At 72.6% G+C, this 24,815-nt stretch carries 25 protein-coding genes; 16 read left to right on the top strand and 9 right to left on the bottom strand.

The genetic code is table 11. The annotated features are described in order from the left end of the window. The first annotated feature begins 34 nt into the window (after nucleotides 1-34). From AB0E83_RS12860 to AB0E83_RS12845, 4 genes are all read left to right on the top strand, one after another. On the top strand, nucleotides 35-2,278 hold the full coding sequence (locus AB0E83_RS12860; protein ID WP_362109593.1) for an MMPL family transporter: 2,244 nt from the start codon (nucleotides 35-37) through the stop codon (nucleotides 2,276-2,278). Continuing rightward, nucleotides 2,256-2,852 (top strand): GNAT family protein, encoded by a 597-nt coding sequence (locus tag AB0E83_RS12855; RefSeq protein ID WP_362109591.1) that lies wholly within the window; start codon nucleotides 2,256-2,258, stop codon nucleotides 2,850-2,852. The genes AB0E83_RS12860 and AB0E83_RS12855 overlap by 23 nt, the downstream gene beginning before the upstream one ends. Nucleotides 2,853-2,988: 136 nt before the next feature. Next, complete coding sequence (locus AB0E83_RS12850; protein ID WP_362109589.1) at nucleotides 2,989-3,162, top strand: hypothetical protein; 174 nt, start codon at nucleotides 2,989-2,991, stop codon at nucleotides 3,160-3,162. Between the two features lie 7 nt (nucleotides 3,163-3,169). Then, nucleotides 3,170-6,229 carry an AAA family ATPase gene (locus tag AB0E83_RS12845; protein WP_362109587.1) on the top strand — a complete coding sequence of 1,020 codons (3,060 nt, stop codon included), beginning with the start codon at nucleotides 3,170-3,172 and terminating at the stop codon, nucleotides 6,227-6,229. Nucleotides 6,230-6,267: 38 nt separating this feature from the next. Here AB0E83_RS12845 and AB0E83_RS12840 read toward each other — a convergent pair whose 3' ends face one another. Together AB0E83_RS12840 and AB0E83_RS12835 are read right to left on the bottom strand one after the other, a co-directional pair. Continuing rightward, a complete protein-coding gene (locus AB0E83_RS12840; protein WP_362109585.1) occupies nucleotides 6,268-7,407 on the bottom strand; it encodes a PQQ-dependent sugar dehydrogenase in 1,140 nt (379 codons plus the stop codon). A 133-nt stretch (nucleotides 7,408-7,540) separates the two neighbouring features. Then, a complete protein-coding gene (locus AB0E83_RS12835) occupies nucleotides 7,541-8,542 on the bottom strand; it encodes an aldo/keto reductase (RefSeq protein ID WP_362109583.1) in 1,002 nt (333 codons plus the stop codon). A 75-nt stretch (nucleotides 8,543-8,617) separates the two neighbouring features. Between AB0E83_RS12835 and AB0E83_RS12830 the strand changes: the two genes are divergently transcribed. Then, on the top strand, nucleotides 8,618-9,580 hold the full coding sequence (locus AB0E83_RS12830; protein WP_362109581.1) for a 2-hydroxyacid dehydrogenase: 963 nt from the start codon (nucleotides 8,618-8,620) through the stop codon (nucleotides 9,578-9,580). A 323-nt stretch (nucleotides 9,581-9,903) separates the two neighbouring features. Here AB0E83_RS12830 and tuf read toward each other — a convergent pair whose 3' ends face one another. From tuf to AB0E83_RS12805, 5 genes are all read right to left on the bottom strand, one after another. Next, the gene (gene tuf / locus AB0E83_RS12825) at nucleotides 9,904-11,097 is read right to left on the bottom strand and encodes an elongation factor Tu (protein WP_031012088.1); all 1,194 of its coding nucleotides are present in this window, start codon (nucleotides 11,095-11,097) and stop codon (nucleotides 9,904-9,906) included. Nucleotides 11,098-11,259: 162 nt separating this feature from the next. Then, entirely contained in the window at nucleotides 11,260-13,386 is a 2,127-nt protein-coding gene (gene fusA / locus AB0E83_RS12820) for an elongation factor G (RefSeq protein WP_362109579.1), read from the bottom strand. Between the two features lie 39 nt (nucleotides 13,387-13,425). Continuing rightward, nucleotides 13,426-13,896, bottom strand: coding sequence for a 30S ribosomal protein S7 (rpsG, locus tag AB0E83_RS12815; RefSeq protein WP_030494244.1), 471 nt, complete (start codon nucleotides 13,894-13,896; stop codon nucleotides 13,426-13,428). Between the two features lie 2 nt (nucleotides 13,897-13,898). Then, a complete protein-coding gene (gene rpsL / locus AB0E83_RS12810; RefSeq protein WP_003948652.1) occupies nucleotides 13,899-14,270 on the bottom strand; it encodes a 30S ribosomal protein S12 in 372 nt (123 codons plus the stop codon). Between the two features lie 300 nt (nucleotides 14,271-14,570). Then, nucleotides 14,571-15,020: a helix-turn-helix transcriptional regulator gene (locus tag AB0E83_RS12805; protein ID WP_362109577.1), complete on the bottom strand. Its 450-nt coding sequence runs from the start codon at nucleotides 15,018-15,020 to the stop codon at nucleotides 14,571-14,573. A 242-nt stretch (nucleotides 15,021-15,262) separates the two neighbouring features. Here AB0E83_RS12805 and AB0E83_RS12800 point away from each other — a divergent pair, with 242 nt between their 5' ends. Genes AB0E83_RS12800 through AB0E83_RS12790 form a run of 3 tightly spaced genes read left to right on the top strand, consistent with a single transcriptional unit; the run spans nucleotide 15,263 to nucleotide 16,592 of the window. Continuing rightward, on the top strand, nucleotides 15,263-15,664 hold the full coding sequence (locus tag AB0E83_RS12800; RefSeq protein WP_362109575.1) for a WhiB family transcriptional regulator: 402 nt from the start codon (nucleotides 15,263-15,265) through the stop codon (nucleotides 15,662-15,664). Beyond that, the gene (locus AB0E83_RS12795; protein WP_362109573.1) at nucleotides 15,661-16,395 is read left to right on the top strand and encodes a hypothetical protein; all 735 of its coding nucleotides are present in this window, start codon (nucleotides 15,661-15,663) and stop codon (nucleotides 16,393-16,395) included. The genes AB0E83_RS12800 and AB0E83_RS12795 overlap by 4 nt, the downstream gene beginning before the upstream one ends. After that, nucleotides 16,389-16,592 carry a hypothetical protein gene (locus AB0E83_RS12790; RefSeq protein ID WP_362109571.1) on the top strand — a complete coding sequence of 68 codons (204 nt, stop codon included), beginning with the start codon at nucleotides 16,389-16,391 and terminating at the stop codon, nucleotides 16,590-16,592. Before AB0E83_RS12795 ends, AB0E83_RS12790 begins: the two co-directional genes overlap by 7 nt. A gap of 102 nt (nucleotides 16,593-16,694) precedes the next feature. Here AB0E83_RS12790 and AB0E83_RS12785 read toward each other — a convergent pair whose 3' ends face one another. Further along, entirely contained in the window at nucleotides 16,695-17,525 is an 831-nt protein-coding gene (locus AB0E83_RS12785; protein WP_362109569.1) for a hypothetical protein, read from the bottom strand. Nucleotides 17,526-17,861: 336 nt separating this feature from the next. Between AB0E83_RS12785 and AB0E83_RS12780 the strand changes: the two genes are divergently transcribed. The 4 genes from AB0E83_RS12780 (at nucleotide 17,862) to AB0E83_RS12765 (ending at nucleotide 19,884) form a co-directional block, all read left to right on the top strand. Beyond that, complete coding sequence (locus AB0E83_RS12780) at nucleotides 17,862-18,269, top strand: hypothetical protein (RefSeq protein ID WP_362109567.1); 408 nt, start codon at nucleotides 17,862-17,864, stop codon at nucleotides 18,267-18,269. 216 nt (nucleotides 18,270-18,485) lie between these two features. Continuing rightward, nucleotides 18,486-19,097, top strand: a complete 612-nt coding sequence (locus AB0E83_RS12775) for a phage tail protein (RefSeq protein WP_362109565.1) — start codon at nucleotides 18,486-18,488, stop codon at nucleotides 19,095-19,097. A gap of 89 nt (nucleotides 19,098-19,186) precedes the next feature. After that, entirely contained in the window at nucleotides 19,187-19,477 is a 291-nt protein-coding gene (locus tag AB0E83_RS12770) for a hypothetical protein (RefSeq protein ID WP_362109563.1), read from the top strand. A gap of 65 nt (nucleotides 19,478-19,542) precedes the next feature. Continuing rightward, complete coding sequence (locus AB0E83_RS12765; RefSeq protein WP_362109676.1) at nucleotides 19,543-19,884, top strand: hypothetical protein; 342 nt, start codon at nucleotides 19,543-19,545, stop codon at nucleotides 19,882-19,884. A 36-nt stretch (nucleotides 19,885-19,920) separates the two neighbouring features. Here AB0E83_RS12765 and AB0E83_RS12760 read toward each other — a convergent pair whose 3' ends face one another. Then, nucleotides 19,921-20,754 carry a hypothetical protein gene (locus AB0E83_RS12760; RefSeq protein WP_362109561.1) on the bottom strand — a complete coding sequence of 278 codons (834 nt, stop codon included), beginning with the start codon at nucleotides 20,752-20,754 and terminating at the stop codon, nucleotides 19,921-19,923. A gap of 303 nt (nucleotides 20,755-21,057) precedes the next feature. Between AB0E83_RS12760 and AB0E83_RS12755 the strand changes: the two genes are divergently transcribed. From AB0E83_RS12755 to AB0E83_RS12740, 4 genes are all read left to right on the top strand, one after another. Further along, nucleotides 21,058-21,270 carry a hypothetical protein gene (locus AB0E83_RS12755; RefSeq protein WP_362109559.1) on the top strand — a complete coding sequence of 71 codons (213 nt, stop codon included), beginning with the start codon at nucleotides 21,058-21,060 and terminating at the stop codon, nucleotides 21,268-21,270. A 93-nt stretch (nucleotides 21,271-21,363) separates the two neighbouring features. Continuing rightward, a complete protein-coding gene (locus AB0E83_RS12750; RefSeq protein WP_362109557.1) occupies nucleotides 21,364-22,275 on the top strand; it encodes a hypothetical protein in 912 nt (303 codons plus the stop codon). Nucleotides 22,276-22,300: 25 nt separating this feature from the next. Further along, complete coding sequence (locus AB0E83_RS12745) at nucleotides 22,301-23,506, top strand: phage tail protein (protein ID WP_362109555.1); 1,206 nt, start codon at nucleotides 22,301-22,303, stop codon at nucleotides 23,504-23,506. Next, a complete protein-coding gene (locus AB0E83_RS12740; protein WP_362109553.1) occupies nucleotides 23,503-24,804 on the top strand; it encodes a tape-measure protein in 1,302 nt (433 codons plus the stop codon). Before AB0E83_RS12745 ends, AB0E83_RS12740 begins: the two co-directional genes overlap by 4 nt. Nucleotides 24,805-24,815: the final 11 nt, after the last annotated feature.

Below are 24,815 nucleotides of genomic sequence, written 5' to 3'. Positions count from 1 at the left end.
CCCCGAGCACCGATCCAGGCAGGGAGCACGTCCTTTGGCAGCCATCGCACGGTGGTTCATCCGGCACCGCCTCGTCGCCGTCCTCCTGTGGGTCCTCGCCCTCGTCGGGGTCGGTGGCGCCGCCGCCTTCGCCGGCAGCGCGTACTCCAACGACTACGAGGTGCCCGGCACCGAGTCCGGACGGGCCACCGCCCTGCTCGACCGCGGCTTCCAGGGGCTCGGCGGCGACACCGACACCATCGTCTGGCACACCGAACGCGGCAGCGTCCGCGCCGACGCCGTGCAGGAACGCGTCGGGCCCATGCTGGAGGAGGTCGCCGCGCTCCCCGGCGTCGCCGCCGTCGCCTCCCCGTACGGGGACGGCGCCGCGCGCGGCCAGGTCAGCGAGGACGGGCACACCGCCTACGCCACCGTCACCTTCCGCGAGCAGGCCGACGACATCCCCGTCGAGCAGGCGCGGGCCCTCGTCGACACCGCGAAGGCGGCCGGCACCGACGGGCTCCAGGTGGAGCTCGGCGGCAGCGCCGTCGCCCTCACCGAGGCCCCCGGCGGGCACGTCGCCGAGGCCGTCGGCGTGGCCGTCGCCGCCGTCGTCCTCCTCCTCGCCTTCGGCTCCCTCGCCGCCTCCCTGCTGCCCATCGCCACCGCCCTGGTCAGCGTCGGCATCGCCTACTCCGGGATCGTGCTCCTCGGCCACCTGATGACGGTCGCCGACTTCGCCCCCATGCTCGGCATGCTCATCGGCCTCGGCGTCGGCATCGACTACGCGCTCTTCATCGTCACCCGCCACCGCAAGGGCCTGAAACGCGGCCTGAGCGTCGCCGAGGCCGCCGAGACCGCCGTCGCCACCACCGGACGGGCCGTCGTCTTCGCCGGCGCCACCGTCTGCATCGCGCTGCTCGGCATGCTCATCCTCCGGCTGAGCTTCCTCAACGGCGTCGCGATCGCCGCCTCCCTCACCGTCGTCCTCACCGTCGCCGCCTCGGTCACCCTGCTGCCCGCCCTGCTCTCCCTCATCGGCCTGCGCGCCCTCTCCCGGCGCGAGCGCCGCGCCCTCGCCGAGCACGGCCCGCAGCCCGAGCTGCCCACCGGCTTCGCCGCCCGCTGGTCGGCCTTCGTCGAGCGCCACCCCAAGCTCCTCGGCGCCGTCGCCGCCGTCGTCATGGCCGTCCTCGCGCTGCCCACCCTCTCGCTCCACCTCGGCACCTCCGACCAGGGCAACAACCCGGCCTCCGCCACCACCCGGCAGGCGTACGACCTCCTCGCCGAGGGCTTCGGCCCCGGCGTCAACGGCCCCCTCACCCTGGTCGCCGGGCTCGACGGCGCCGACGACCGGGTCGCCCTCGACCGGCTCCCGGAGGCGCTCGCCGCCACCAAGGGCGTCGCCTCCGTCTCCCCGGTCGCCTACAACGGCTCCGGCGACACCGCCGTCCTCACCGTCGTCCCCGACTCCTCGCCCCAGTCGAAGGCCACCAGCGAGCTCGTCGACCGGCTCCGCCAGGACGTCCTCCCCACCGCCGAGGCCGGCACCTCCCTGGAGGTCCACGTCGGCGGCATCACCGCCTCCTACGACGACTTCGCCGAGATCATCGTCGGCAAGCTGCCGCTCTTCGTCGGCGTCGTCGTCGCCCTCGGCTGCCTGCTCCTGCTGCTCGCCTTCCGGTCCGTCGGCATCCCGCTCAAGGCCGCCGCCATGAACGTCGCCGCCGTCGCCGCCGCCTTCGGCATCGTCGTCGCGATCTTCCAGTGGGGCTGGGGCGCCGAACTCCTCGGCCTCGGCAGCGCCGGGCCCATCGAGCCCTTCCTCCCCGTGATCATGGTCTCGGTCCTCTTCGGCCTCTCCATGGACTACCAGGTCTTCCTGGTCAGCCGGATGTACGAGGAGTGGCTGGAGACCGGCGACAACCGGCGGGCGGTCCGGGTCGGCCTCGCCGAGACCAGCCGGGTGATCAACTCCGCCGCGGTCATCATGATCTCGGTCTTCCTCGCCTTCGTCCTCTCCGGCGACCGGGTCATCGCGATGTTCGGCATCGCGCTGGCCGCCGCCGTCGCCCTCGACGCCTTCGTCCTGCGCACCCTCCTCGTCCCCGCCCTCATGCACCTGCTCGGCGGCGCCAACTGGTGGCTGCCCCGGAGCCTCGACCGGATCCTGCCCCGGATCAGCATCGAGCCGCCCGAGAGCCGGGTCGCCGCGGACACCCGTGCGAAGATCCCGGTGCAGCGCGTGACGACACCGGCCACGGAGGAGATCGAGGATGTTCGCGACATCGCTGGGTGACGACGCCGAGCTGAGGCCCCTGGAGCCCTGGCAGGCGGAGGAGTTCCTCGCCCACATGGACCGGGGCCGGGAGTTCATCGGCACGCACATCGGCCTCGCCGACGCCGTCCACGACCTCGACTCCGCCCGCGCCTTCCTCCGCGGGTACGCCGAGAAGACCGCGAACGACGCCGGACGCCTCTACGGCATCTGGACCGGCGGCACCCTCGTCGGCGGCGTCATGTTCCGCACCATGGACGTGGCCGCCGGCAACGCCGAGATCGGCTGCTGGCTGGAGCCCTCCGCCGCCGGCCGCGGCCTGGTCACCCGCGCCTGCCGGATCCTCATCGACTGGGCCGTCGACCAGCGCGGGATCCACCGCCTCGAATGGCTCGCCTCCTCGAAGAACCGGCCCAGCATCGCCGTCGCCCGCCGGCTCGGCATGACCAGGGACGGCGTCCTCCGCGAGAACCACACCCACCGCGGCACCCGCACCGACACCGAGATCTGGTCCCTCCTCGCCCCGGAATGGCGCGCCGCCCGCTCCGCCCAGGACCCCCACCGCCGTGCGGGGACGGACCCGGCGGCGCCCTAAGGCACCCCCCGCCCCTCCCTAAGGCCCCCCGCACCCCGAACATGCGGCACTCGCCCGATGCCCCCGCACCGGCTGGGCGAGGAAGGTGGAGGCATCGCAAGGAGCGATGCCGACACCACGACCCAGGGAGCACCCCATGTTCGCCTACGAACTTCACCGCGCCGCCCACGCCGAGCTGGTCCGCGAGGCCGCCGCCCAGCGGCTCGGCCGCGAGGCCGCCCGCGCCGCCAGGGCCGCCCGCCGGGCCGGACGCCATGAACCCGAGGGGCGGGTGAGCGCCGGCAAGGACCGCTACGCCCAGGTCGCGTGACCCCCGTATGAGCGGCCCGCGGGGCGCCTGTGCGATGCTCGGCGCCGTGGAGACCAGGTCCGTCAGCCCCGTCTTCGTCGGCCGCGCCGGCGAACTCACCGCCCTCACCGAGGCGCTCTCCCGCGCGACCGCGGGAGAGCCCCAGGCGCTGCTCGTCGCCGGCGAGGCCGGGGTCGGCAAGACCCGGCTCGTCGAGGAGTTCCTCGACGCCGCCTGCGAGACCGGCGCCGTCGTCGCCCTCGGCGGCTGCGTGGAGCTCGGCGCCGACGGGCTCCCCTTCGCCCCCTTCTCCGCCGCCCTGCGCGCCCTCCGCCGACGGCTCCCCGAGGAGCTCACCGCCGCCGCCGACGGCCACGAGGGCGAACTCGCCCGCCTCCTGCCCGAGCTCGGCGACCCCGGCGGCCCCGACGCCGGCGACGAGGACGCCACCGCCCGCCTCTTCGAACTCACCGTCCGCCTCCTGGAACGGCTCGCCGCCGACCGCACCCTCGTCCTCGTCCTGGAGGACCTCCACTGGGCCGACACCTCCACCCGCCACCTCCTCACCTATCTGCTGCGCACCCTGCGCCGCGGCCGGATCGCGGTCGTCGCCACCTACCGCGCCGACGACATCCACCGCCGCCATCCGCTGCGCCCCCTCCTCGCCGAACTCGACCGGATGCGCACCATCCGCCGCATCGAACTCCCCCGCTTCACCCGCACCGAGGTCCACCGCCAGCTCACCGGCATCCTCGCCGCCGAGCCCGCGCCCGGCCTCGTCGACGAGATCTTCGACCGCTCCGACGGCAACGCCTTCTTCGTCGAGGAACTCGTCGCCTCCCGCTCCTGCGGCGACGGCGCCGGCCCCCTCAGCGACTCCCTCCGCGACCTCCTCCTGGTCCGCGTCGAGGCCCTCCCCGAGGACGCCCAGCGCGTCGTCCGGATCGTCGCCGAGGGCGGTTCCACCGTCGAGCACGGCCTCCTCGCCGCCGTCTCCCGCCTCTCCGAGGACGACCTCATCGAGGCCCTGCGCGCCGCCGTCGGCGCCAACATCCTCCTCGCCGCCCCCGACGGCGACGGCTACCGCTTCCGCCACTCCCTGGTCCGCGAGGCCGTCAGCGACGACCTGCTGCCCGGCGAGCGCTCCCGTCTCAACCGCCGCTACGCCGAGGCCCTGGAGGCCGCGCCCGACCTCGTCCGCCCCGACGAGCGGGCCACCCGCCTCGCCACGTACTGGTACCACGCCCACGACCCGGCCAAGGCCCTCCCCGCCGTCCTCGACGCCTCCGTCGCCACCCGCAAGCGCCACGCCTACGCCGAACAGCTCCGCCTCCTCGAACGGGCCATGGAGCTCTGGGACAAGGTCCCCGCCGAGGTCCGCGCCGGCCTGCGCCCCATCGACTACGCCGACGCCTACCCGGCCTGCGGCTGCGACCCCGGCACCCACCCGCTGCGCCACCTCGACCTCCTCGCCGAGGCCGCCGTCGCCGCCCGCCTCTGCGGCGAACGCGAACGCGCCCTCAAGATCGGCAAGATGGCGCTCCGCCTCCTCGACGGCGAGGACGAGCACGACCCCCTGCGCGCCGCCTGGTTCTGGACCGAGAAGGCCCGCCTCCAGTCCAACCTCGGCCGGGGCGACGGCCGGGCCGAGATCGCCCGCGCCCAGGAACTCGTCAAGGGCCTCCCGCCCTCCGCCGTCCACGCCACCGTCCTGGTCGCCGCCGCCGGCTGGGGCATGCTCCGCAGCCCCGGCCCCGAGGCCCTCGCCACCGCCGAACGCGCCGTCGAGTACGCCCGCCTGGTCAAGGCCGAACCGATCGAGCTCAACGCCCGCCTCACCCACGGCACCATCACGGTCGGGGCCGGCGACGTCGACGCCGGCCTCGCCGAGATGCACGAGGTACGGGAACGGGCCGTCGTCCTCGGCCAGTACAGCGAAGCGGCACGCGCCCACATCAACATCTCCTCCGCCCTGGAATCCCTCGGCCGCTCCCACGAGGCCGTCGAGGTCGCCGACGCCGGCATCCGTCTCGCCCGCTCCTACGGACTCGTCGAGAGCGTCGGCTGGGTCGAGGCCAACCGCACCGACTCCCTCTTCTCCCTGGGACGCTGGGACGAGGCCCGGGAACTCGCCGAGCGGCTGCTGCACTCGGCGACCAGCACCAAGCCCCGCGGCTCGGCCTCTCTCCGCCTCGCCCAGATCGCCGTGGCCCGGGGCGACCTGGAAGCCGCCGGACACCGCCTCGCCGAGGCCCGCGCCGTCTACGGCACCCGTGACCCCATCCCGCAGTACGCCCTGAAGCTGAGCCACGTCACCGCCGCCCTGGCCGCCGCCGAGGGCCGCCTCGCCGACGTGCGCGCCGAGCTCGCGTCCGCCGCCGAGGCCGGCTTCCCGCCCGCCACCCACCGCTACGGCTGGCCGCTGGTCCTCACCGCCGTCACCGCCGAGGCCGACAGCCGCGGGCTGCCCGCCGCCGCCGAGGGCCGCGCGGAGGCCCTCGCCACCATCCGCCGCTGCGTCCGCGGCCTCGCCACCCCGGCCCCGGTCTGGAGGGCCTACTCCCTGCACGTCTCCGAGGAGCTCGCCCGCGCCGAGGGCCGCGAGTCCGCCGCCCGCTGGGCCGAGGTCGTCGCCGCCCACGAGCCGCTCGAACGCCCCCACCAGCTGGCCCGGGCCCGCCACCGGCTCGCCGACGCCCTCCTCGTCGAGGGAGGCCGGCGCGAGGAGGCCGCGGCCCTCCTCCGGCAGGTCCACGCCACCGCCACCGCCCTCGGCGCCCGCCCCCTCCGCGAGGACGTCGAACTGCTCGCCGCCCGCGCCCGGATCGCCCTCGCCGAGACCCCCGCCCCCGGCGCACCGGAGCCGGGGCCCGAGGGCGACGCCTTCGGCCTGACCCCCCGCGAACAGGACGTCCTGCGCCTGGTCGCGGCCGGCCGCACCAACCGGCGGATCGCCGAGGAGCTGTTCATCTCACCGAAGACCGCCAGCGTCCACGTCTCCAACATCCTCGCCAAGCTCGGCGTCTCCGGCCGCGGCGAGGCCGCCGCCATGGCCCACCGCCTCCACCTCCTCGACACCCCCCGCTGACCCCGCGCCCCCGCCCGCACCGGACCGGGCCGGGGCCGTCATCTCACCTCCAGCCGGAGGATCCGGTCGTCACCGGACCCGGGCGTGCCACGGCCGTCGGTCTCGCTCGTCACCAGCCACAGCCGCCCGTCCCCGTCCGCGTCCGCGAGGACCGTCCGCAGCCGCCCGTACTCCCCGCTCAGGAAGGACTCCGGCTCCCCGGACCGCCGCTCCCCGTCCAGCGGGATCCGCCACAGCCGCTCGCCCCGCAGCCCCGCCATCCAGATCGCGCCCCGGGCGTACGCGATCCCGCTCGGGGACGCCTCCGAGGTCGGCCACTGCGCCACCGGATCCACGAACCCCGACCGCCCGGCCCCGCCCTCGACCTCCGGCCAGCCGTAGTTCCGCCCCGGCTCCACCAGGTTCAGCTCGTCCCAGGTGTTCTGCCCGAACTCGGCGGCCCACAGCCGCCCTTCGGCGTCCCAGGCGATCCCCTGCACGTTCCGGTGGCCGTACGAGTAGACCACCGAGCCCTCGAAGGGGTTGCCCGGCGCCGGCTTCCCCTCCGGGGTCATCCGCAGGATCTTCCCGCCCAGCGACTCCCGGTCCTGCGCCAGCCCCGTCTCGCCCGTCTCGCCCGTCCCCGCGTAGAGCATGCCGTCCGGCCCGAAGGCGATCCGCCCGCCGTTGTGGACCGTGCCCTTGGGGATGCCGGTGAGCACCGGCCGCGGCGGCCCGAGCCGGTCGCCGTCCCCGCCGTCGTACCGCATCCGCACGATCCGGTTGTCCGAGGCGGCGGTCAGGTACGCGTACACCCATCCGTCCCGCACGGCCAGGCCCATCAGCCCGCCCTCGCCGCCCGGCACCACGCCCGGCACCTCGCCCAGCGAGCGCTTCGCCCCGCTCCGCCCGTCCACCCGGGTGATCGTCCGCTCGTCCCGCGAGGAGACCAGCAGGTCGCCGCCCGGCAGCGCGGCGAGCCCCCAGGGCGAGCGCAGCCCCTCGGCGAGCGTCCCCGCCACCGTCACCCGCCCGTCCCCGCGCACGGGCGCGGGCGCCGAGGACGAGACCGGGGACGACGCCGAACCGGGCGGCGGCGAGGTGCCCCGGGCGCCGGTGTCACCGCCCGAGGAACACCCCGCCGCGAACACCAGCGCGGCGACGCCCCCCAGGGCCTTCAGAACAGCAGGACGGCTCATGATCCGGTCCCTTCGACGGTACGAGAGGTCGAGCGGCATCCCTTCCACCCTTGATACACCGCTCGCCCCGATCGCGTTCCCGTCCCCGGCGACCTTTCTCGGATCTTCGCCGAAACCGCAGGTCAGGGCGGTGCTAGTCCCAGGACTCCCGGGCCGCCGGCAGCGCCGCGAGCTCCGCCAGGTCCCCGGCCGTCAGCCGCACCCCCGCCGCCCCGGCGTTCTCCACCGCCCACCGCTCCCGCTTGGTCCCCGGCACCGGCACCACGTGCCGCCCCTGCCCCAGCACCCACGCCAGCGCCACCTGCGCCGCCGTCACCCCGTCCCCGTGCCGGGCGGCCACCCGCCGCAGCCCGGCCACCAGCGGCTGGTTCGCCGCCATCATCTCGGCCGTGAAGCGGGGGTGCCGGGCCCGGGGGTCGTCCGGCTCGAAGCCGCCGCCCGGCGTCAGCTTCCCGGTCAGGAAACCGCTGCCCAGCGGCATCGCCGCGAGCAGCCCGATCCCGCGCGCCGCGCACCAGGGCAGCAGCCGCGCCAGCGCCTCCGGCGCCCACACCGACAGCTCGGCCTGGACCGCCGCCACCGGGAACACCTGCTGCACCCGCGCCAGCTGACGGATCGTTCCCTCGTACAGGTCGCCGGTGCGCGGGCGCCGGCCCCCGCGCACCCCGACCGCGCTCAGGCCGAGCGCCCGCACCTTGCCCGCCGCCACCAGCTCCGCCAGCGCCCCCCAGGTCTCCTCCACCGGGACCTCCGGGTCCGCCCGGTGCAGGAGGTAGAGGTCGATGACGTCCGTCTGGAGCCGCCGCAGCGAGGCGTCGCAGGCCCGGCGCACGTACTCCGGACGGCCGTTGGTGACCACGTGCCCGTCCCCGACGAGCAGCCCGCACTTCGTCGACACGAAGGCGTCCGCCCGACGCTCCTTCAGTACCCGCCCCAGCAGCAGCTCGTTGGTGAACGGGCCGTACATGTCGGCGGTGTCGAGCAGGCTCACCCCGGCGTCGAGGGCCGCGTGCACGGCCCGCAGCGAGCGGTCGCCCCGCTGCTCCGAACGGCTGTAGGCCCAGTTCATCGGCATGCATCCGAGGCCGATCGCACCCACGTCGAGCGCCGTCGCCCCGATAGTCCTGCGCTCCACGTGCCGCTACCCCTCCTTGTGCCGCCCCCCAAAGTAACCAATGACGTGCCGGATTCTTCGCATAGCCTCCCGGTCATGACACTCGCACCCGCCACCGCCGACGTGTGGCTTCCGATCCCCGCCGAAGAGATCGACGGGCTGCCCGATCCGGGCGCGTCGGGGCTGAACTACCGCCTCTGGGACGGCGGAGCCGATTTCCCGGCCGACCCCGCCGACTGCGCCTTCTACGTCGTCCCGTACATGAAGGGCGCCGAGGTCGCGGTCCGGCCGCTCGCCGCGATGACCTCGCTGCGCGTCGTCCAGACCCTCTCGGCCGGCATCGACCACGTCGTCCCCGGACTCGGCGCGCTCGCCCCCGGCGTCTCGGTCTGCAACGCCAAGGGCGTCCACGAGGCCAGCACCGCCGAACTCACCCTCGCCCTGATCCTCGCCTCGCTGCGCGGCATCCCCCGCTTCGTGCGCGGCCAGGACGCCGAGGAGTGGCGGGACGGCTTCTACCCGGCGCTCGCCGACAAGTCCGTCCTGATCGTCGGGTACGGATCGATCGGCTCGGCCATCGAGGACCGGCTCGCGCCCTTCGAGTGCGCGCGGGTGGTGCGCGTCGCCCGCTCCGCCCGCCCCGCGCCCCGCGGCCCCGTGCACGCCCTGGCCGACCTGCCCGCGCTGCTGCCCGAGGCCGACGTGGTCGTGCTCTCCACCCCGCTCACGCCGGAGACCCGGCACCTGGCCGACGCGGGCTTCCTCGCCCGGATGAAGGACGGAGCGCTCCTCGTCAACGTCGCCCGCGGCCCGGTGGTCGACACGAACGCGCTGCTCAAGGAGGTGGAGAGCGGGCGGATCACGGCGGCCCTGGACGTGACCGACCCGGAACCGCTGCCGGCCGGGCATCCGCTGTGGCACGCTCCCGGTGTCCTCGTCACGCCCCACGTCGGAGGCTCCACCTCCGCCTTCATGCCGAGGGCGAAGCGGCTGATCGCGGCGCAGGTCGGACGGTTCGCGGCGGGGGAGGAGCTCGCGAACGTCCTCCGCGTCACCTGAGGCCGGTCCGGCGGCGCGCGCCCCCGCCGCGCGCCGCCCGCAAGCCCCCAGATCGTCACGGAGAGTACTTCACCCCTGTCCCTGTGTGACGATCCTGGTGTATCGTCCCGGATCGGGGGACTGCGTCGTGTACGGGCTGACGCCGGGGAGCGAAGTGACGGGACATCAGATTCCGAGGGGGGTGACGGGTGGAACACGGCCGACGGACCAGCGGCCCCGCGCGGCGACGCCGCCGGCGACCCTCCCGCGCCTCGCTGCCGGTCTCGCGCGTTCGGTGCCGGTACTGCTCAGCGGCTCCTGCGAGCCACCAGGTCAGTTCAAGATCAGGCGTTGATCTTGACGACCTGGCCGGCGCCGACGGTCCGGCCACCCTCACGGATGGCGAACTTGAGGCCCTCCTCCATGGCGACGGGCTGGATCAGCTCGACGGACATGGAGGTGTTGTCGCCCGGCATGACCATCTCGGTGCCCTCGGGGAGGGTCACGACGCCGGTCACGTCCGTGGTACGGAAGTAGAACTGCGGGCGGTAGTTGTTGAAGAACGGGGTGTGACGGCCACCCTCGTCCTTCGACAGGATGTACGCCTGGGCCTCGAAGGAGGTGTGCGGCGTGACCGAGCCCGGCTTGATGATGACCTGGCCGCGCTCGACGTCCTCGCGCTTGATGCCACGGAGGAGCAGACCGACGTTCTCACCGGCCTGGCCCTCGTCGAGGAGCTTGCGGAACATCTCGATGCCGGTGACCGTGGTGGTGGTCTTCTCGGTCTTGATGCCGATGATGTCGACGGTCTCGTTGACCTTGAGGACACCACGCTCGATGCGGCCGGTGACGACGGTGCCACGACCGGTGATCGTGAAGACGTCCTCGATCGGCATCAGGAACGGCTTGTCGACGTCGCGCTCGGGCTGCGGGATGGACTCGTCCACGGCCTTCATGAGGCCGAGGAGCTTCTCGCCCCACTCCTTGTCGCCCTCGAGGGCCTTGAGCGCGGAGACGCGGACGACCGGCAGGTCGTCGCCCGGGAACTCGTACTCGGAGAGGAGCTCACGGACCTCGAGCTCGACGAGCTCCAGGATCTCCTCGTCGTCCACCATGTCGGCCTTGTTCAGGGCGACGACGATGTACGGAACGCCGACCTGGCGGGCCAGGAGCACGTGCTCCTTGGTCTGCGGCATCGGGCCGTCGGTGGCGGCGACCACGAGGATGGCGCCGTCCATCTGCGCGGCACCCGTGATCATGTTCTTGATGTAGTCCGCGTGACCGGGGCAGTCGACGTGGGCGTAGTGACGCGACTCGGTCTGGTACTCGACGTGCGCGATCGAGATCGTGATACCGCGCTGGCGCTCCTCGGGAGCCTTGTCGATCTGGTCGAAGGCCGAGGCCTCGTTCAGGTCCGGGTACGCGTCGTGCAGCACCTTGGTAATGGCGGCCGTGAGGGTCGTCTTACCGTGGTCGATGTGACCGATGGTGCCGATGTTGACGTGCGGCTTAGTCCGCTCGAACTTCGCCTTCGCCACTGGGGTCCTCCTGTGGAGTGGTTCTGAACGCCTTGCTTCATCGGCGCCAGGTGATCTTTGCTGGGGTGCCGCCCGGCAGGGGGTCCTCCCTCTCGGGACGGCCCCCCACCGGTCGGTGTCAAGCCTAAAGCGTGTGAACGCGGTGCGTTGAACGCGGTTGCGTTACTCGCCCTTGGCCTTCGCGATGATCTCCTCGGCGACGTTCCGCGGAACCTCGGCGTAGGAGTCGAACTGCATGGAGTAGCTGGCACGGCCGGACGTCTTGCTGCGCAGGTCGCCGACGTAGCCGAACATCTCCGAGAGGGGCACGAGGCCCTTCACGACGCGGGCACCGGCCCGCTCCTCCATGGCCTGGATCTGGCCACGGCGGGAGTTGATGTCGCCGATGACCTCACCCATGTAGTCCTCGGGCGTGGTGACCTCGACGGCCATCATCGGCTCGAGGAGCACGGGCGAAGCCTTGCGCGCGGCCTCCTTGAAGGCCTGCGAGCCGGCGATCTTGAAGGCGAGCTCGGAGGAGTCGACCTCGTGGTAGGCACCGTCGTGCAGGATGACGCGGACGCCGGTCATCTCGTAGCCGGCGAGGATGCCGAACTGCATGGCCTCCTGCGCACCCGCGTCCACCGAGGGGATGTACTCCTTGGGGATGCGGCCACCGGTGACCTTGTTCACGAACTCGTACGAGGTCTCGCCGCCCTCGATCGGCTCGATGCCGATCTGGACCTTGGCGAACTGGCCCGTACCACCGGTCTGCTTCTTGTGCGTGTAGTCGACGCGCTCGACGGCCTTGCGGATCGTCTCGCGGTAGGCCACCTGCGGCTTGCCGACGTTGGCCTCGACCTTGAACTCGCGACGCATGCGGTCGACGAGGATGTCGAGGTGGAGCTCGCCCATGCCACCGATGATGGTCTGGCCGGTCTCCTCGTCCGAGTGCACCTGGAAGGAGGGGTCCTCCTCCGCGAGACGCTGGATGGCGACACCCAGCTTCTCCTGGTCACCCTTGGACTTGGGCTCGATCGCGACCTGGATGACCGGCGCCGGGAAGTCCATGGACTCCAGGATGACCGGGTTCTTCTCGTCGCACAGCGTCTCACCGGTGGTGGTCTGCTTCAGGCCCATGACGGCGACGATGTCGCCGGCGCCCACCGAGTCGATCTCCTCACGCTTGTTGGCGTGCATGCGGTAGATCTTGCCGATGCGCTCCTTCTTGCCCTTGACGGAGTTCAGCACCGCGGTGCCGGCCTCCAGGCGACCGGAGTAGATCCGGACGAAGGTGAGCTTGCCGAGGTGCGGGTCGCTCGCGATCTTGAACGCGAGGGCGGCCAGCGGCTCGTCGTCGGACGGCTTGCGGCGGACGACGACCTCGGCGTCCTTGACGTCCTGGCCCTCGATGGCCTCGACATCGAGGGGCGACGGCAGGTAGCGGACGACGGCGTCGAGCAGGGGCTGGACGCCCTTGTTCTTGAACGCGGTGCCACAGAACACCGGGGTGACCGTGGTGTCGCCGCCCTTGCCGGAGGCGATGGTGATGCGACGGATCGCGGTGTAGAGCTGCTCCTCGGTGGGCTCCTCGCCCTCGAGGAAGAGCTCCATGAGCTCCTCGTCGTTCTCGGCGACGGCCTCGACGAGCTTGGCGCGCCACTCGTCGGCGAGCTCCTGCTTGTCGGCCGGGATGTCGACGACGTCGTACATCTCGCCCTTGGTCGCCTCGGCGGACCAGACGAGGGCCTTCATCTTCACGAGGTCGATGACGCCCTGGAAGTCGGCCTCGGCACCGATCGGGAGCTGCATGACGATCGGGGTCGCGCCGAGGCGGCTCACGATCATGTCGACGCAGCGGAAGAAGTCGGCGCCCGTGCGGTCGAGCTTGTTGACGAAGCAGATGCGCGGAACGCCGTAGCGGTCCGCCTGACGCCAGACGGTCTCGGACTGGGGCTCGACACCGGCCACGCCGTCGAACACGGTCACGGCACCGTCGAGCACGCGCAGCGAACGCTCCACCTCGACGGTGAAGTCGACGTGGCCCGGCGTGTCGATGATGTTGATCGTGTGATCGACGTTCTCGAGCGACCAGTGGCAGGTGGTGGCAGCGGACGTGATCGTGATGCCACGCTCCTGCTCCTGCTCCATCCAGTCCATCGTGGCGGCGCCGTCGTGGACCTCACCGATCTTGTACGAGACACCGGTGTAGAACAGGATCCGCTCGGTGGTGGTCGTCTTGCCCGCGTCGATGTGGGCCATGATGCCGATGTTGCGCACCTTGGCCAGGTCAAGCGAAGTGGTAGCCATAAGGCTTCAGTCTTCTCTCGGTCTCGATGGGGGTTGCGACTACCAGCGGTAGTGCGCGAAGGCCTTGTTGGACTCGGCCATCTTGTGCGTGTCCTCACGCTTCTTGACCGAAGCACCCAGGCCGTTCGAGGCGTCCAGGAGCTCGTTCATGAGGCGCTCGGTCATGGTCTTCTCGCGGCGGGCGCGGGAGTAACCGACGAGCCAGCGCAGCGCGAGGGTGGAGGCACGACCGGGCTTGACCTCGATCGGCACCTGGTAGGTGGCGCCACCGACACGACGGGACTTGACCTCAAGAGCCGGCTTGACGTTCTCGAGGGCGCGCTTCAGCGTGACGACCGGGTCGGCACCGGTCTTCTCGCGCAGGCCCTCCATGGCGCCGTAGACGATGCGCTCGGCGGTGGAGCGCTTGCCGTCGAGCAGGATCTTGTTGATCAGCGACGTGACAAGAGGAGAACCGTAGACCGGGTCGATGATGACCGGGCGCTTCGGGGCGGGGCCCTTACGAGGCATTCTTACTTCTCCTTCTTGGCGCCGTAGCGGCTGCGGGCCTGCTTGCGGTTCTTGACACCCTGGGTGTCGAGGGAACCGCGGATGATCTTGTAACGAACACCAGGCAGGTCCTTCACACGGCCACCACGCACGAGCACGATGGAGTGCTCCTGCAGGTTGTGTCCCTCACCCGGGATGTAGGCCGTGACCTCGATGCCGCTGGTCAGACGCACACGCGCGACCTTACGGAGGGCCGAGTTCGGCTTCTTCGGGGTGGTCGTGAACACACGCGTGCAGACGCCACGGCGCTGGGGCGAACCCTCGAGAGCGGGCGTCTTGTTCTTCTCGACCTTGTCCTGCCGGCCCTTCCGGACCAGCTGCTGGATCGTAGGCACTACTTCTCCGGTTTCTGTGTGCCGTAAGTACTACTAACCTGGAACATTCACCGACCCACGCGGTCGGGCGTGTCGGACCCGGCGGACCTCCGCAGAGCGCGGAAAGGGCGCGGATCACGGTGGCCGACATCGGACTCGCCGTGCGGTTGTGGACACGCACAGGAGCCCAGGCACACCCCAGGCACAAGGCATGAGCGTACCTATCGCACGGACTGCGGTCAAAAGAAAAGGCCACGCCGCCGGGGCGGGCGCCCGGTGGATCTTGGACCCGCCCCGGTGGGGCACAATCGCGGCCCCGTGTCAATCCCGGGCGCTGCGGCGGGGTTCGGCGCGGGGTTCGTCGGGCTCGTCGGCCGCGTCGGGCTCCAGGAACTGGCTGACGACCTTGACGAAGACGCCCATGCGCTCGTCGGGGACGCCCAGCCAGCGGGCGAAGTCCTCCATGGTGGGCTGCCAGTCGGTCGGCGGGAGCAGGTCCGCCGCGAGCGGCAGCTCCTCCGGGGTGACCCGGCCGGAGCGGATCAGCATGTCCCGGACGGAGACCCCGAGGAGCGGGGCGATGCGGCGCATGGTCTCCAGGTCGGGCATGCTCTGCCGCTGGAGCAGGCGGGTCACCGCGGCCCGGTGGACGCCGGCCTCGTCCGCGATCCGGGACTTGCCGCCGCCGCGCGGGCTGTCGATGTCGTATCCGCGCCGTCTCATCAGGCCTTCGACCCAGCCGGCGAACTCGTCGAGTCCTTGACTGTTCATGCTCTACCGCTCCCTCATCATCCCCACCCTCCGGGCCCCTCACTGTAGCGTGCTTGCGCGCACGGAATTACGTGCTTTCGGGCACGCAATCGTGTCGAATCGATGGAGACCCCTCCACATCGCTAGTTGCGAGCTCGCACGCAACATGCGAGTCTGCTGCCGCCGCACTCGCCGGCCCCGCGCGCCGGGCCCCTCCGGGGTCCCCGGCGTCCCGGTGGCCCCGGACCGTGGAGAGAACCGTCTTGTCCCAGCCCGACCCCACCCCCTGGCAGGCCGCCGCCGCGTGCGCCGGCCTCTCCCCGTCCGTCGTCTTCGCCCGCCGCGAGCGGCAGGCCGCCCCCGCGCTGCGGGCCTGCGCCGCCTGTCCCGTCCCCCGCGAGTGCGAGGAGGCCGTCGCCCCCGCCGAGAGCTGGTTCGACGGAGTCTGCGCGGGCCGCCTCTGGCGCAACGGGCGGCCGGTGAAGAAGCCCCGCCCGAAGCCGGGCCGGCGGCACGCGGCCGCCGGGGCCCCGGGGGCCGCCGGCCCCGCCGACTCCTCCGACCCCTTCGACTCCTTCGACCCCTTCGACCCCCGGGCCGTCGCGGCGCGGCTCGACGGCGTGCTCGCGGGGGCCGGGGCGGGGCGCGGCGGGGTGACGGCGTGAGCGGGCGCTCCGGCGGCGCCGAGGCCGTCCCGCGCGACATCGCGCTCTGGGCCGCCGCCCTGGTCCGCCAGTTCCCGGAGCTCGCCGAGGAACTGGCGCCCGGCCGCCGCTCCCCCGCCGGGACCGCGCCGGCCGCCCCGCCCCCCGGCGCCGGCGCACTCCTGCGCCAGGAGCGGCGCGAGGCGCTGCTCCTGGAGCAGCGGCACGGCCTCGCCGTCCCCGGGCACGGCGCCGCCCCGATCCGGCTGCACGTCTCCGACTGCATCCGGGACGTCACGGACGGCGTGGTCGAGCTGGAGGAGGCCGTCCGCGCCCGCCTCGGGCTGCCCCGCCCGCCCCGGGCCGGGGTCATCGAGCGGCTGCGCCGGATCGTCGGGCTGCTCGACGACATCGCCGCGCACCCGGTCCTCGCCCGGCACGTGCGGGACGAGGTCCGGCGGATGGCCCGCCGGTGCGCCCGCACGCTGGGCGAGGCGGAGAGCGTGGTCCGGGTGGCCGGGCGCTGCCCGTGGTGCGACTCGGTCTCGCTGCGCGCCTTCCCGGACCGCCGGGCGGTGCTGTGCGTGAACCCGGCCTGCATGTGCGCCGACCCGGTGTGCGGCTGCCAGGACGACCCGGCCTACCGGCACCTGTGGCGGGAGGACGCGTGGGCGGAGCTGGCGGACGCCTCCGGGGCCCGTACGGAAGAGATCGAAGCCGCGATGGACGAACCGGAGGAGACCCCGTGCTGAGCTCGCCCCACCTGCCCGTCCTCGTCCCGGGCCCGCTCGCCGCCGAGGAGGCGGGGGTCGCCCCCGCGACCATCCGCAAGTGGGTCCAGCTGGGCCACCTGCGGGCCGCCGGCAAGGCGGGCCGGGCGCAGCTCTTCCGCCTGGAGGACGTCTTCGCGGCGGAGCGGGCGGCCCGCCGCCGTACCCGCACCGCCTGATCCGCGAGCCCCCGCGAGCCCCCATGGGCGCCGGCGAGCGCCGGCGGACCTTCCGTACGACCCCGAGCGCCCCGCGTCCGTCACCGGACGCGGGGCGCTCCGTCATGCCGCGAGGAAGGCGTGGAGCGAGCGGGTCAGCGCCTCGGTGAAGCGGGCACGGACGGGTTCGCCGACGCGGTCGAGCGAGAGGTACGGGTTGAGGTCCTCCAGTTCGACCAGGAGCAGGTCGCCGTCCCGGGTGCGGCAGGCGTCGACGCGCTGGACGCCGTGGCGCAGGGTGTTCCACTCGACGAAGGCGCGGGCGAAGGCGAGGTCGGCCTCGGTGGGTTCGTACGGCTCCAGGACCCAGCGGCGCTCGGGGTCGGGGGCGTACAGCGCGTACTGGAAGAGGTCGTCGACGAAGACGAAGGAGACCTCGTACGCGAAGTCGATCCGCGGCTGGACGAGGAGGCCGCCGTCCGCCGCGAGGCCGGACAGCTCCTCGCGCGGGAGGAAGCGCAGCCCTATGGAGTCGGCGCCGGCCTTGGGCTTGACCGCGTACTCCCGGGCCGCGGGGAGGCGGTGCAGGTCCTCGGGCCGGTCGACGGTGGGGATGACGGGGCGGCCGGCGGCGGTGAGGTCGACGAGGTACTGCTTGCCGGCCATGTCGCCGCGTCCGTGGAGCGGGTTGTAGACGCGGGTGCCGAGGGCGCCGGCGCGCTCGCGGAAGCGGTCGTACGCCTCCTGGTGGTGGAGGACCGGGCCGCTGTTGCGGACGACGACGGCGTCGAAGCCGTCCATGAGGGCGGCGGCCTCGCGCGGGTGGCAGAGGGCGAGGTCGAAGGAGGCGCGGAGCCGCGCGGTGAGGTCGATGTCCTCGTCGCAGTAGCGGCGCCCGCGGGCCGGATAGGCGAGGTCGGTGACGTAGAGCAGGCGGGGGCGCGGGGCGGACACGGGCGGCTCCTCGGGGGGCGGGAAGGGGATGGGGAAAGGTCGGGGAGGGACGGAAGAGGGGTCGGGGAGGGTCAACCTATCGGCCGGTGCCGGTGGTCGGACAGGTGTCGCAGCAGGTCAGGGCCGTGTCCCTGGGATCCGGTCAGTCCCCTCCCGGTTTTAGTTGCGTGCGCGCACGCTCTCTGTCACAGTTGGTGCAGCGGCGGAGCTGTGCCCGCGAGACGGGCCGCGGCTCCGCCGTTCGCCGTCCGGGCGGCCGCCGCGCGCCCCTCCCCCTCCCGCCGGGACCCCCGGACGGCCCCCGCCACCCCACCGCCCCTCCCGAGGAGAACCGTCATGACCACTCCCCCGAGTGCGTTCCCGGACGTCGAGAAGCTGGTCGTCGACGTCCTCAAGGCCGACCCGGCACTGGCCGGGGCGGTGATCGCCGTCCAGGCCCCGGCCGGCTTCGACGGCACGCAGAGCGCCGTGCTCGTGAACCGCCGCGGCGGCGCCTGGATCGGCGACCTGCACGTCGACATGCCGCTCGTCGAGTTCGAGGTGTACGGCCCCACCAAGGAGGCCGCCCACGTGCTCGCCAACGGCGCCCGGCGCGCGCTGCTCGCCATGATCGGCAAGCGGTTCGGCGCCAACGTCTTCCACGACGTGGAGGAGCAGGACGGGCCGCGCTGGCTGCCCGACTACCTCTACCGGGGCGCCAACCGCTACCTCTGCGTGCTGCGCCTCTCCCTCACCGTCTTCTGACGGCGCCCCGCCGGCTTCCGGCGGACCCGGGCCGTCTCCCGACGCCGCCCGCCGCCCCCCGGCGGACCCGGGCCGTCCCCGACGGCCGCCCTCCGAGCGCGCCCCCGGGCCGCTCGCCCACAGACCAGGCCCTGCCGACCGGCGGGGCCTTCGCCGTACCCGGGCCTTCCCTTCCCCGGGCTCGGCGCCCTCACCCAACCCAAGGAGAACACCACCATGGCAGGAAACAACTCCGCCGAGATCCGCGTCGCCGGACAGGGCAAGCTCTTCGTGGCCGCCGCCGGCGCCACCGCCCCGTCCTTCGGCACCGACCCGGCCGCCGACTGGGCCTCGGCGACCTGGACGAACCTCGGCTACACCACCGGCGACGGCGTCACCTTCTCCAAGAAGGACAAGCTGGAGCCGATCGACACCTGGCAGTCGGTCTCCCCGGTGCACTTCATCTACTCCAGCCGCGACCTCTCGCTGAAGTTCTCGATGCTCCAGTTCAACGAGGACACGCTGCCCTTCTTCATGGGCGGCGGCAAGGTCGAGGCGGAGCCGGCCGCGTCGACCGACACGTACAAGTACGACATCGCCGAGCGCCCGTACGCGGACGTCCGCGCCCTCGGCCTGGAGTTCACCGACGTCAAGGTCGGCGGCGCCGCAGTCACGTACCGCTTCATCATCCCGCGCGGCCAGGTCACCGCCTCCGACGACATCAAGCTGGCCCGCAAGGCGGCGTCCACCCTGGGCATCACCTTCACCGCCATGTCGAACGGCGACGGCAAGCCGCTGGCGACCTTCCTCATGAAGGACGACCAGTACAAGACCGGCGCCTCGGCCTGACCCCTCCTCCGGGGCGGGACGGCCGGCCGCCGTCCCGCCCCGGGCCCCCTCTCCCCTCGCACGCACCCGATCAAGGAGTACGCATCGCCATGGCCCGCTTCGACGTCAACGCCGCCCGTGCCCAGCGCCAGGAGGCCCACGGCCGCACCTGGTCCTTCGAGCTGGACGGTGACGCCTTCACCCTTCCGACGGAGCTCTCCCGCGCGACCGCCAAGGCGCTGCGCAAGCTCGACGACAACGACGTGGACGGCCTGCTCGCGCTCCTGCTGGGCGAGGAGCAGTTCGCCCGCTTCGAGGAGCACGACGTCACCATGCAGGACATCGCCGCCGTCCTGGAGGCGTACGGCAAGGAGACCGGGCTCGGCCTGGGGGAAGACTGAGCCTCGTCGAGTTCGTCGACGAACACGCCGAGGCCCTCGAAGCGGACCTCCTCCGCCACTACGGGATCGACCTCCTCGACTGGCACCGCGGTGAGCTCTCCAGCCGCCGGCTGCTGCTGCTGATCAAGCACCTGCCCCCGGGCAGCGCCGTCCAGCACGAGCTGCACGGCGAGGCGGCCGGGTGGTCGGTCACCGACCACCTGCTGGCGGCGGCGGTGGACCACCTGGCCGTCGCCAACTGGATGTTCCTGTCCGTCAACGGGACCGAGGACGGCGACCAGCCCGAACCCCCGAAGCCGGTGCCCCGGCCGGGCACCGGAGGGGACGGGGAGGAGAGCCGGGACGGAGAGCCGGAACGGCCCGCCGAGGCGGTCTCCGCCGGCGAGCTGGCCCGTTTCTTCGGCTGACCGGTCCGCGCCCCGGCCCCCGGGGTCCGGCTCCCGTCAGGGGGCGGACTCCGGGGGCGCTTCCGGTGTCCGCTCGGCGGCCAGGTCCTCCTCCAGGGCCTTGGCCCGCTCGGAGAGGCGCCGGCCCCGGCCGGGGCGCTGGTCGGGCTCCCTGCGCTCGCCGCCCGCGCCCTGCTGGCCGGGGACGTGGGAGAGCGGCGGGACGATCGGGCGGCCGCCCTTGCCGCGGACGACCTTCCGGACGGGCTGCGGGTTCCGGCGCGTGCGGCCCTCCTGGGCCGCGGGCGGGAACTCCGGCTCCGGGCCGGGGGCGGGCTCCTTGTCGTGCTCGGGCTCCGGCTCGCGCGCGCCGAACTCCGGCTCGTACGCGGCGGATTGCCCGTACGGCTCCTCGCGCGCGGGGCGCTGGTCGTACGGCTCCTCGCGCGCGGGGCGCTGTTCGAAGAGCTCGCGCTCCCGGCGCACCCGCTCCTCCGCCTCGACGACGGCGGCCGGCGGTTCGAGGAGCCGGGCGAAGGGCAGCGCGATGACGCGGGCCCCGTCCCGGGGGCCGTCGTCGGTCCGGCGCTGCGGCCGCCGGATGCCCCGCGCGTCGCTCTGCCCCTGGGCGTACGCGTCGGCGACCCGGCGCTCGTACTCCCGGCGTATCCGGGGGAGTTCGTCGGAGACGGCCTCGGCCCAGCCGGAGGTGAAGGCGGTGGTCTCCCGGCGGTCGATCTCGGACCGGGGGATGACCACGAGCTCCTCGGGGGCGTGCCCGTGGACGTGGACGAGCTCGGAAAGGCGTGCGAAGAGGTGGGGCAGATCGGGATGGGAGGCGAGCCAGTCGACCACCCGCTCCCGCCGGTTCGCTCCGGGCTCCGTGTCCATGCGTCAGTGCTGCCTTCCAGCCCCCTGGGGATCCCCCGCGCGCCCCTCGCGCCCCTCGCCCCCCGAGCGGTCGGTTCGAGGGAACGCGTCGTCCAGATTACCTGCTCGAACTTTTCCTTCGATCACCGCCAACTCGTTCGGGAACGTGACGAGAAGACACGCCGTCAGACCTATCCCGCTCGACAAACCCCGAACAGATGTCCCACACTCTGTTCGCACAACAGTTCGAAAACGTGGTGCCCCCGCTCCCCACCCCGCGGCGCCGCCACGCACGCACGGGCAAGCAACGGAAGGCAGGCGTCCATGACTCAGCCGGGCGAGGCATCGCGACCGCACATCCCGCTCCAGGACCGCCTCCGCCGGCTCCTCGACGGCCCCGTCGCCCTCGACCGGAGAGCGCTGCTCGGCACGTTGTGCGCCGAGGTCTCCCGGTACGAGGCCCGTGCGTACGCCGCCGGCTGGAACGACGCCCTGGCGGCGGTGCGGCGCGGCCCCCGCCGGGCCCCCGACGCCTAGCCCCCAGCGCACCGCCCCCGCGAACGAGCCCCTGCCGGAGACCGGCAGGGGCTTTTCGGCGCTTGGCCCGCACGGGCCGGAAGCGGAGCAACCATGGCAGAAACGAACGTCCCCGACCTGATCGCGGACCTCAAGATCACGGTGGTCCAGGGGCACATACGGCAGATCCTGGAGCACGCCGAGGTCCTCGGCGAGCTGTCGATCAACTTCTCCTACCTCAAGGAGAAGGTCGACGAGATGCACAAGGAGATCGTCAAGAACCCCGTCACGGAGTACTGGGAGGCCGCCGGCTTCGGCGGCATCGCCGCCGGCATCGAGAAGCTGTACGAGGGCGAGGGCATCGGCACCGCCATCAACTACTGGCTGTCGAACGGCGCCGGCGCCCTGGCGGCCATCGTCATCGGCGGCGTCGCCCTCTACATCTCGGGCAAGCTCACCAACATCCAGCGGTCGATCCAGGAGTTCTTCAGTCGCGACGGCCTCATCCGGGGCTACGACGCGAACGGCGACGTCACCCGGCAGACCCGCCGGGCGATCGAGGACCGGGAACGCCGGGTCGCCAACGGCGGCACCAGCCTCGCCGACCTCGTGAGCAACCCGGCCAACGCCCAGCAGGCCGAGACGCTGGCCAGGGCGCTCGAGAAGCTGAACCCGCAGGTGGAGAGGTTCGACGCGAAAGCCCCCTCGTTCCTGAACTCGTTCCAGAGGCTGCCGAACCAGAGCAAGGCCGACAAGGCGGCGACCGTCCTCGGAACGGTGGGCGAGGCCATCAAGAAGGTCAACACCGCGAAGCTGAAGAAGATCGCCGACGGCCTCGAAAAACTCAACAGGGAGCTGGACACCTTCCAGCCCACCAAGCTGCCCACGGACACCCAGCTCGGGAACACCGCCCAGGCGATGAGCAACCTCGTCACCCAGACCGAGTCCCTCCGGGAGAAGTTCCAGGGTCTGCGCGGCAGCATCAGCTCCCTCGACGACGTCATCGCCGGCTCAGGCGCCCGCTGACCCCACCCACGAAAGGAGGTACACCATGTCTCTCGTCAGGAACCTCAAGAACGCGTCGACCGCCCTCAGCGGTTTCAAGTCCCAGGCGGCGAACGCCGGCACCTCGGTCAAGAAGGTCGGGGACGCCGGCCGGTCCGCGTCCGGTCAGCTCAGGACGCTGCGTACGAACGCCCAGGGCGCCGGCACCCAGCTCAAGAACCTCAAGACCGCGTCCGACCAGGCCGAGCGGGCCATGCGGAAGGCCGGCTCCACCGCCCAGTCGGCCGGCGGCAAGCTCGCCCGGTACGAATCCGGCGCCGGCAAGGCCGCCAAGGGCCAGGACAGGCTCAACAGGTCCATGAAGGGCAACTTCCTGGTCCGGCTGCTCGAACTCTTCATGCCGCTCATCGAGGCGATCGTCGACATGGCGCTGCGCTCGAAGACGATGCAGACGGTCCTGAAGAAGGCGTTCAGCGCGATCAAGAGCGTGATCAGCTCGGTCATGAAGGCCATCGGGCCGATCATGAAGAAGGCCGGATCGCTGATCAAGACGGTCTGGAACGGCATCAAGAAGGCCATCTCGACCGTCGTCAAGGCGGTCGCCACCGTCATCAAGACCTATGTGAAGGTCTGGAAGACGGTCATCACCACGGTGATGAAGGCGATCAAGACGGTGATCAGCACCGTCTGGAACGGCATCAAGCGCGTCATCACCCCCGTCGTCAACTGGATCAAGTCCGCGATCCCCCGGGCGTTCAGCGCGGTCAAGGACAAGATGTCCTCGATCTGGAACGGACTGAAGTCCATCGCGTCCCGGGCCTTCGACGGCATCAAGAACGGCGTGAAGGGCCCGATCAACTCCGTCATCGGCCTCATCAACCGCATGATCGGCGCCCTGAACAAGGTCAAGGTCAGCGTCCCCGGCTGGGTGCCCGTCGTCGGCGGCAAGACCTTCGGCGTCTCCATCCCGACCATCCCGATGCTCGCCACCGGCGGTGTCGTCATGCCCCGCACCGGCGGCGTCCCCGCGATCCTCGCCGAGGCCGGCGAGGCCGAGGCCGTCCTGCCGCTCTCCAAGCTCGACCGGCTGCTCGCCCTCACCGCCCGCCGGGCCCGCCAGGCCCAGGGCCCGGCCGCCTCCGCCGGCGGCGGACTGCACATCGAGCACTACCACGCGGCCCGCGACAACAACCCGAAGGCCACCGCCGACGCCCTCATGTACCTGGTGAAGGCGCGGGGAGCCCGCGCATGAGTGCCGCGGCCGTCGCCATGCCGCGGTTCCGCATGGCGCTCTCCCCCATGAGGAGCCTCCAGCAGGGGGCCGCGGGGGCGAGCGGCGCGGCCCGGAACCTCCGGCAGGCCGTCCAGCGGGCCGCCGGCGGCACCGGCGCCCTCGGCACCGCGGCCCGCACCGCGGGCACGGCCGTGCGCACCCTCGGCCAGAACGCCGCCGGGACCCGCACCGCCCTCGACAAGCTCCGCCGCTCCCCCGCCACCGCCCGCGTCAAGCGGCTCGGCACCGCGGCCGGCAAGGCCCGCACCGCCACCCGGAGGATCGCCACCGGCGCCGGCGCGGTCCTCGGCGTCCTGCTGCCCCTGCTCCCCGTCACCGACGTCATCGCCGGCCTGATGGGCACCTTCGGCACCGTCATGACCGTCGCCTCGGTCGCCATGACAGGCGTCAACGTCGCCATGCGGGCCAACCCGCTCGGCTTCCTCGTCGGCCTGATCGTGCCCGTCGCGGCGTACCTCGTCGAACTGGCCGTCAGTTCCCGGACCGGGCAGCGGATCGTCCGGCAGGGCCTCCAGCAGGCCCTCAAGGGCTTCCGGGCGGTCTGGACCTTCCTCCAGCCGGTCCTGAAGCTCATCGGCAAGGCCGTCACCACCTACGCCAAGGCGTACCTGACGGTCTTCAAGAGCGCTCTGCGGATCGTCGGCGCGGCCATCGGCGGGATCGCGAGGATCGGCTCCGCCGTGCGCTCCGCGACCACCGCCCTGCGCTCCATCGCCTCCCGCACCATCGGCGGCGTCAAGAGCGCCGTCCAGCCCGTCGTCCGGTGGATCACCGACAAGATCCCCGGCTTCTTCCGCACCGCCAAGGACGCCGTCTCGAAGGCCCTGCGCGGCATCGGCGAACTCGTCAAGGGCGGCCTCAGCGCCGTCCTCGGCGTCGTCAAAGGGCCGGTCAACGGCCTCATCGCCTTCGCCAACTGGATCATCGACGGACTCGACAAGCTGTCCTTCGAGATCCCGCTCACCGGCAAGAAGTTCGGCGTCGAACTCGACAAGCTCCCGATGCTCGCCGAGGGCGGCATCGTCTCGCCCGGCACCCCGGACGAGCACCGCATCGACCCGCTGTCCCAGCTGGAGAACCGCCGCGTCCCGGCCCTCACCGAGGCGCCGCCGCGGCCGCACCGCATCCGGGACTTCCACGAGGAGCCCGGGGCCGGCCCCCGGTCGGCCGCCGAGGACCTGCTCTTCCTGCTGACCGCCCACACCGGGCCGCAGGACGCGGCCGACTGGCCGGCCCTCACCGGCGCCCGCGCCTGAGCCGCCGCCGG

The sequence above is a fragment of the Streptomyces sp. NPDC035033 genome, from assembly GCF_040636735.1.
Taxonomy (GTDB): Bacteria; Actinomycetota; Actinomycetes; order Streptomycetales; family Streptomycetaceae; genus Streptomyces.
The sequence above is the reverse complement of the archived record's forward strand: the minus strand, read 5'-3'. Positions and strand labels throughout refer to the sequence as shown.

Excerpts from the sequence above, each read along its gene's own strand:
- AB0E83_RS12855 (WP_362109591.1), top strand. The coding sequence starts at position 2,256 with ATGTTCGCGACATCGCTGGGTGACGACGCCGAGCTGAGGCCCCTGGAG.
- AB0E83_RS12850 (WP_362109589.1), top strand. The coding sequence starts at position 2,989 with ATGTTCGCCTACGAACTTCACCGCGCCGCCCACGCCGAGCTGGTCCGC.
- AB0E83_RS12845 (WP_362109587.1), top strand. The coding sequence starts at position 3,170 with ATGAGCGGCCCGCGGGGCGCCTGTGCGATGCTCGGCGCCGTGGAGACC.
- AB0E83_RS12840 (WP_362109585.1), bottom strand. The coding sequence starts at position 7,407 with ATGAGCCGTCCTGCTGTTCTGAAGGCCCTGGGGGGCGTCGCCGCGCTG.
- AB0E83_RS12830 (WP_362109581.1), top strand. The coding sequence starts at position 8,618 with ATGACACTCGCACCCGCCACCGCCGACGTGTGGCTTCCGATCCCCGCC.
- fusA (WP_362109579.1), bottom strand. The coding sequence starts at position 13,386 with ATGGCTACCACTTCGCTTGACCTGGCCAAGGTGCGCAACATCGGCATC.
- rpsG (WP_030494244.1), bottom strand. The coding sequence starts at position 13,896 with ATGCCTCGTAAGGGCCCCGCCCCGAAGCGCCCGGTCATCATCGACCCG.
- AB0E83_RS12805 (WP_362109577.1), bottom strand. The coding sequence starts at position 15,020 with ATGAACAGTCAAGGACTCGACGAGTTCGCCGGCTGGGTCGAAGGCCTG.
- AB0E83_RS12780 (WP_362109567.1), top strand. The coding sequence starts at position 17,862 with ATGACCACTCCCCCGAGTGCGTTCCCGGACGTCGAGAAGCTGGTCGTC.
- AB0E83_RS12775 (WP_362109565.1), top strand. The coding sequence starts at position 18,486 with ATGGCAGGAAACAACTCCGCCGAGATCCGCGTCGCCGGACAGGGCAAG.
- AB0E83_RS12770 (WP_362109563.1), top strand. The coding sequence starts at position 19,187 with ATGGCCCGCTTCGACGTCAACGCCGCCCGTGCCCAGCGCCAGGAGGCC.
- AB0E83_RS12760 (WP_362109561.1), bottom strand. The coding sequence starts at position 20,754 with ATGGACACGGAGCCCGGAGCGAACCGGCGGGAGCGGGTGGTCGACTGG.
- AB0E83_RS12755 (WP_362109559.1), top strand. The coding sequence starts at position 21,058 with ATGACTCAGCCGGGCGAGGCATCGCGACCGCACATCCCGCTCCAGGAC.
- AB0E83_RS12750 (WP_362109557.1), top strand. The coding sequence starts at position 21,364 with ATGGCAGAAACGAACGTCCCCGACCTGATCGCGGACCTCAAGATCACG.
- AB0E83_RS12745 (WP_362109555.1), top strand. The coding sequence starts at position 22,301 with ATGTCTCTCGTCAGGAACCTCAAGAACGCGTCGACCGCCCTCAGCGGT.
- AB0E83_RS12740 (WP_362109553.1), top strand. The coding sequence starts at position 23,503 with ATGAGTGCCGCGGCCGTCGCCATGCCGCGGTTCCGCATGGCGCTCTCC.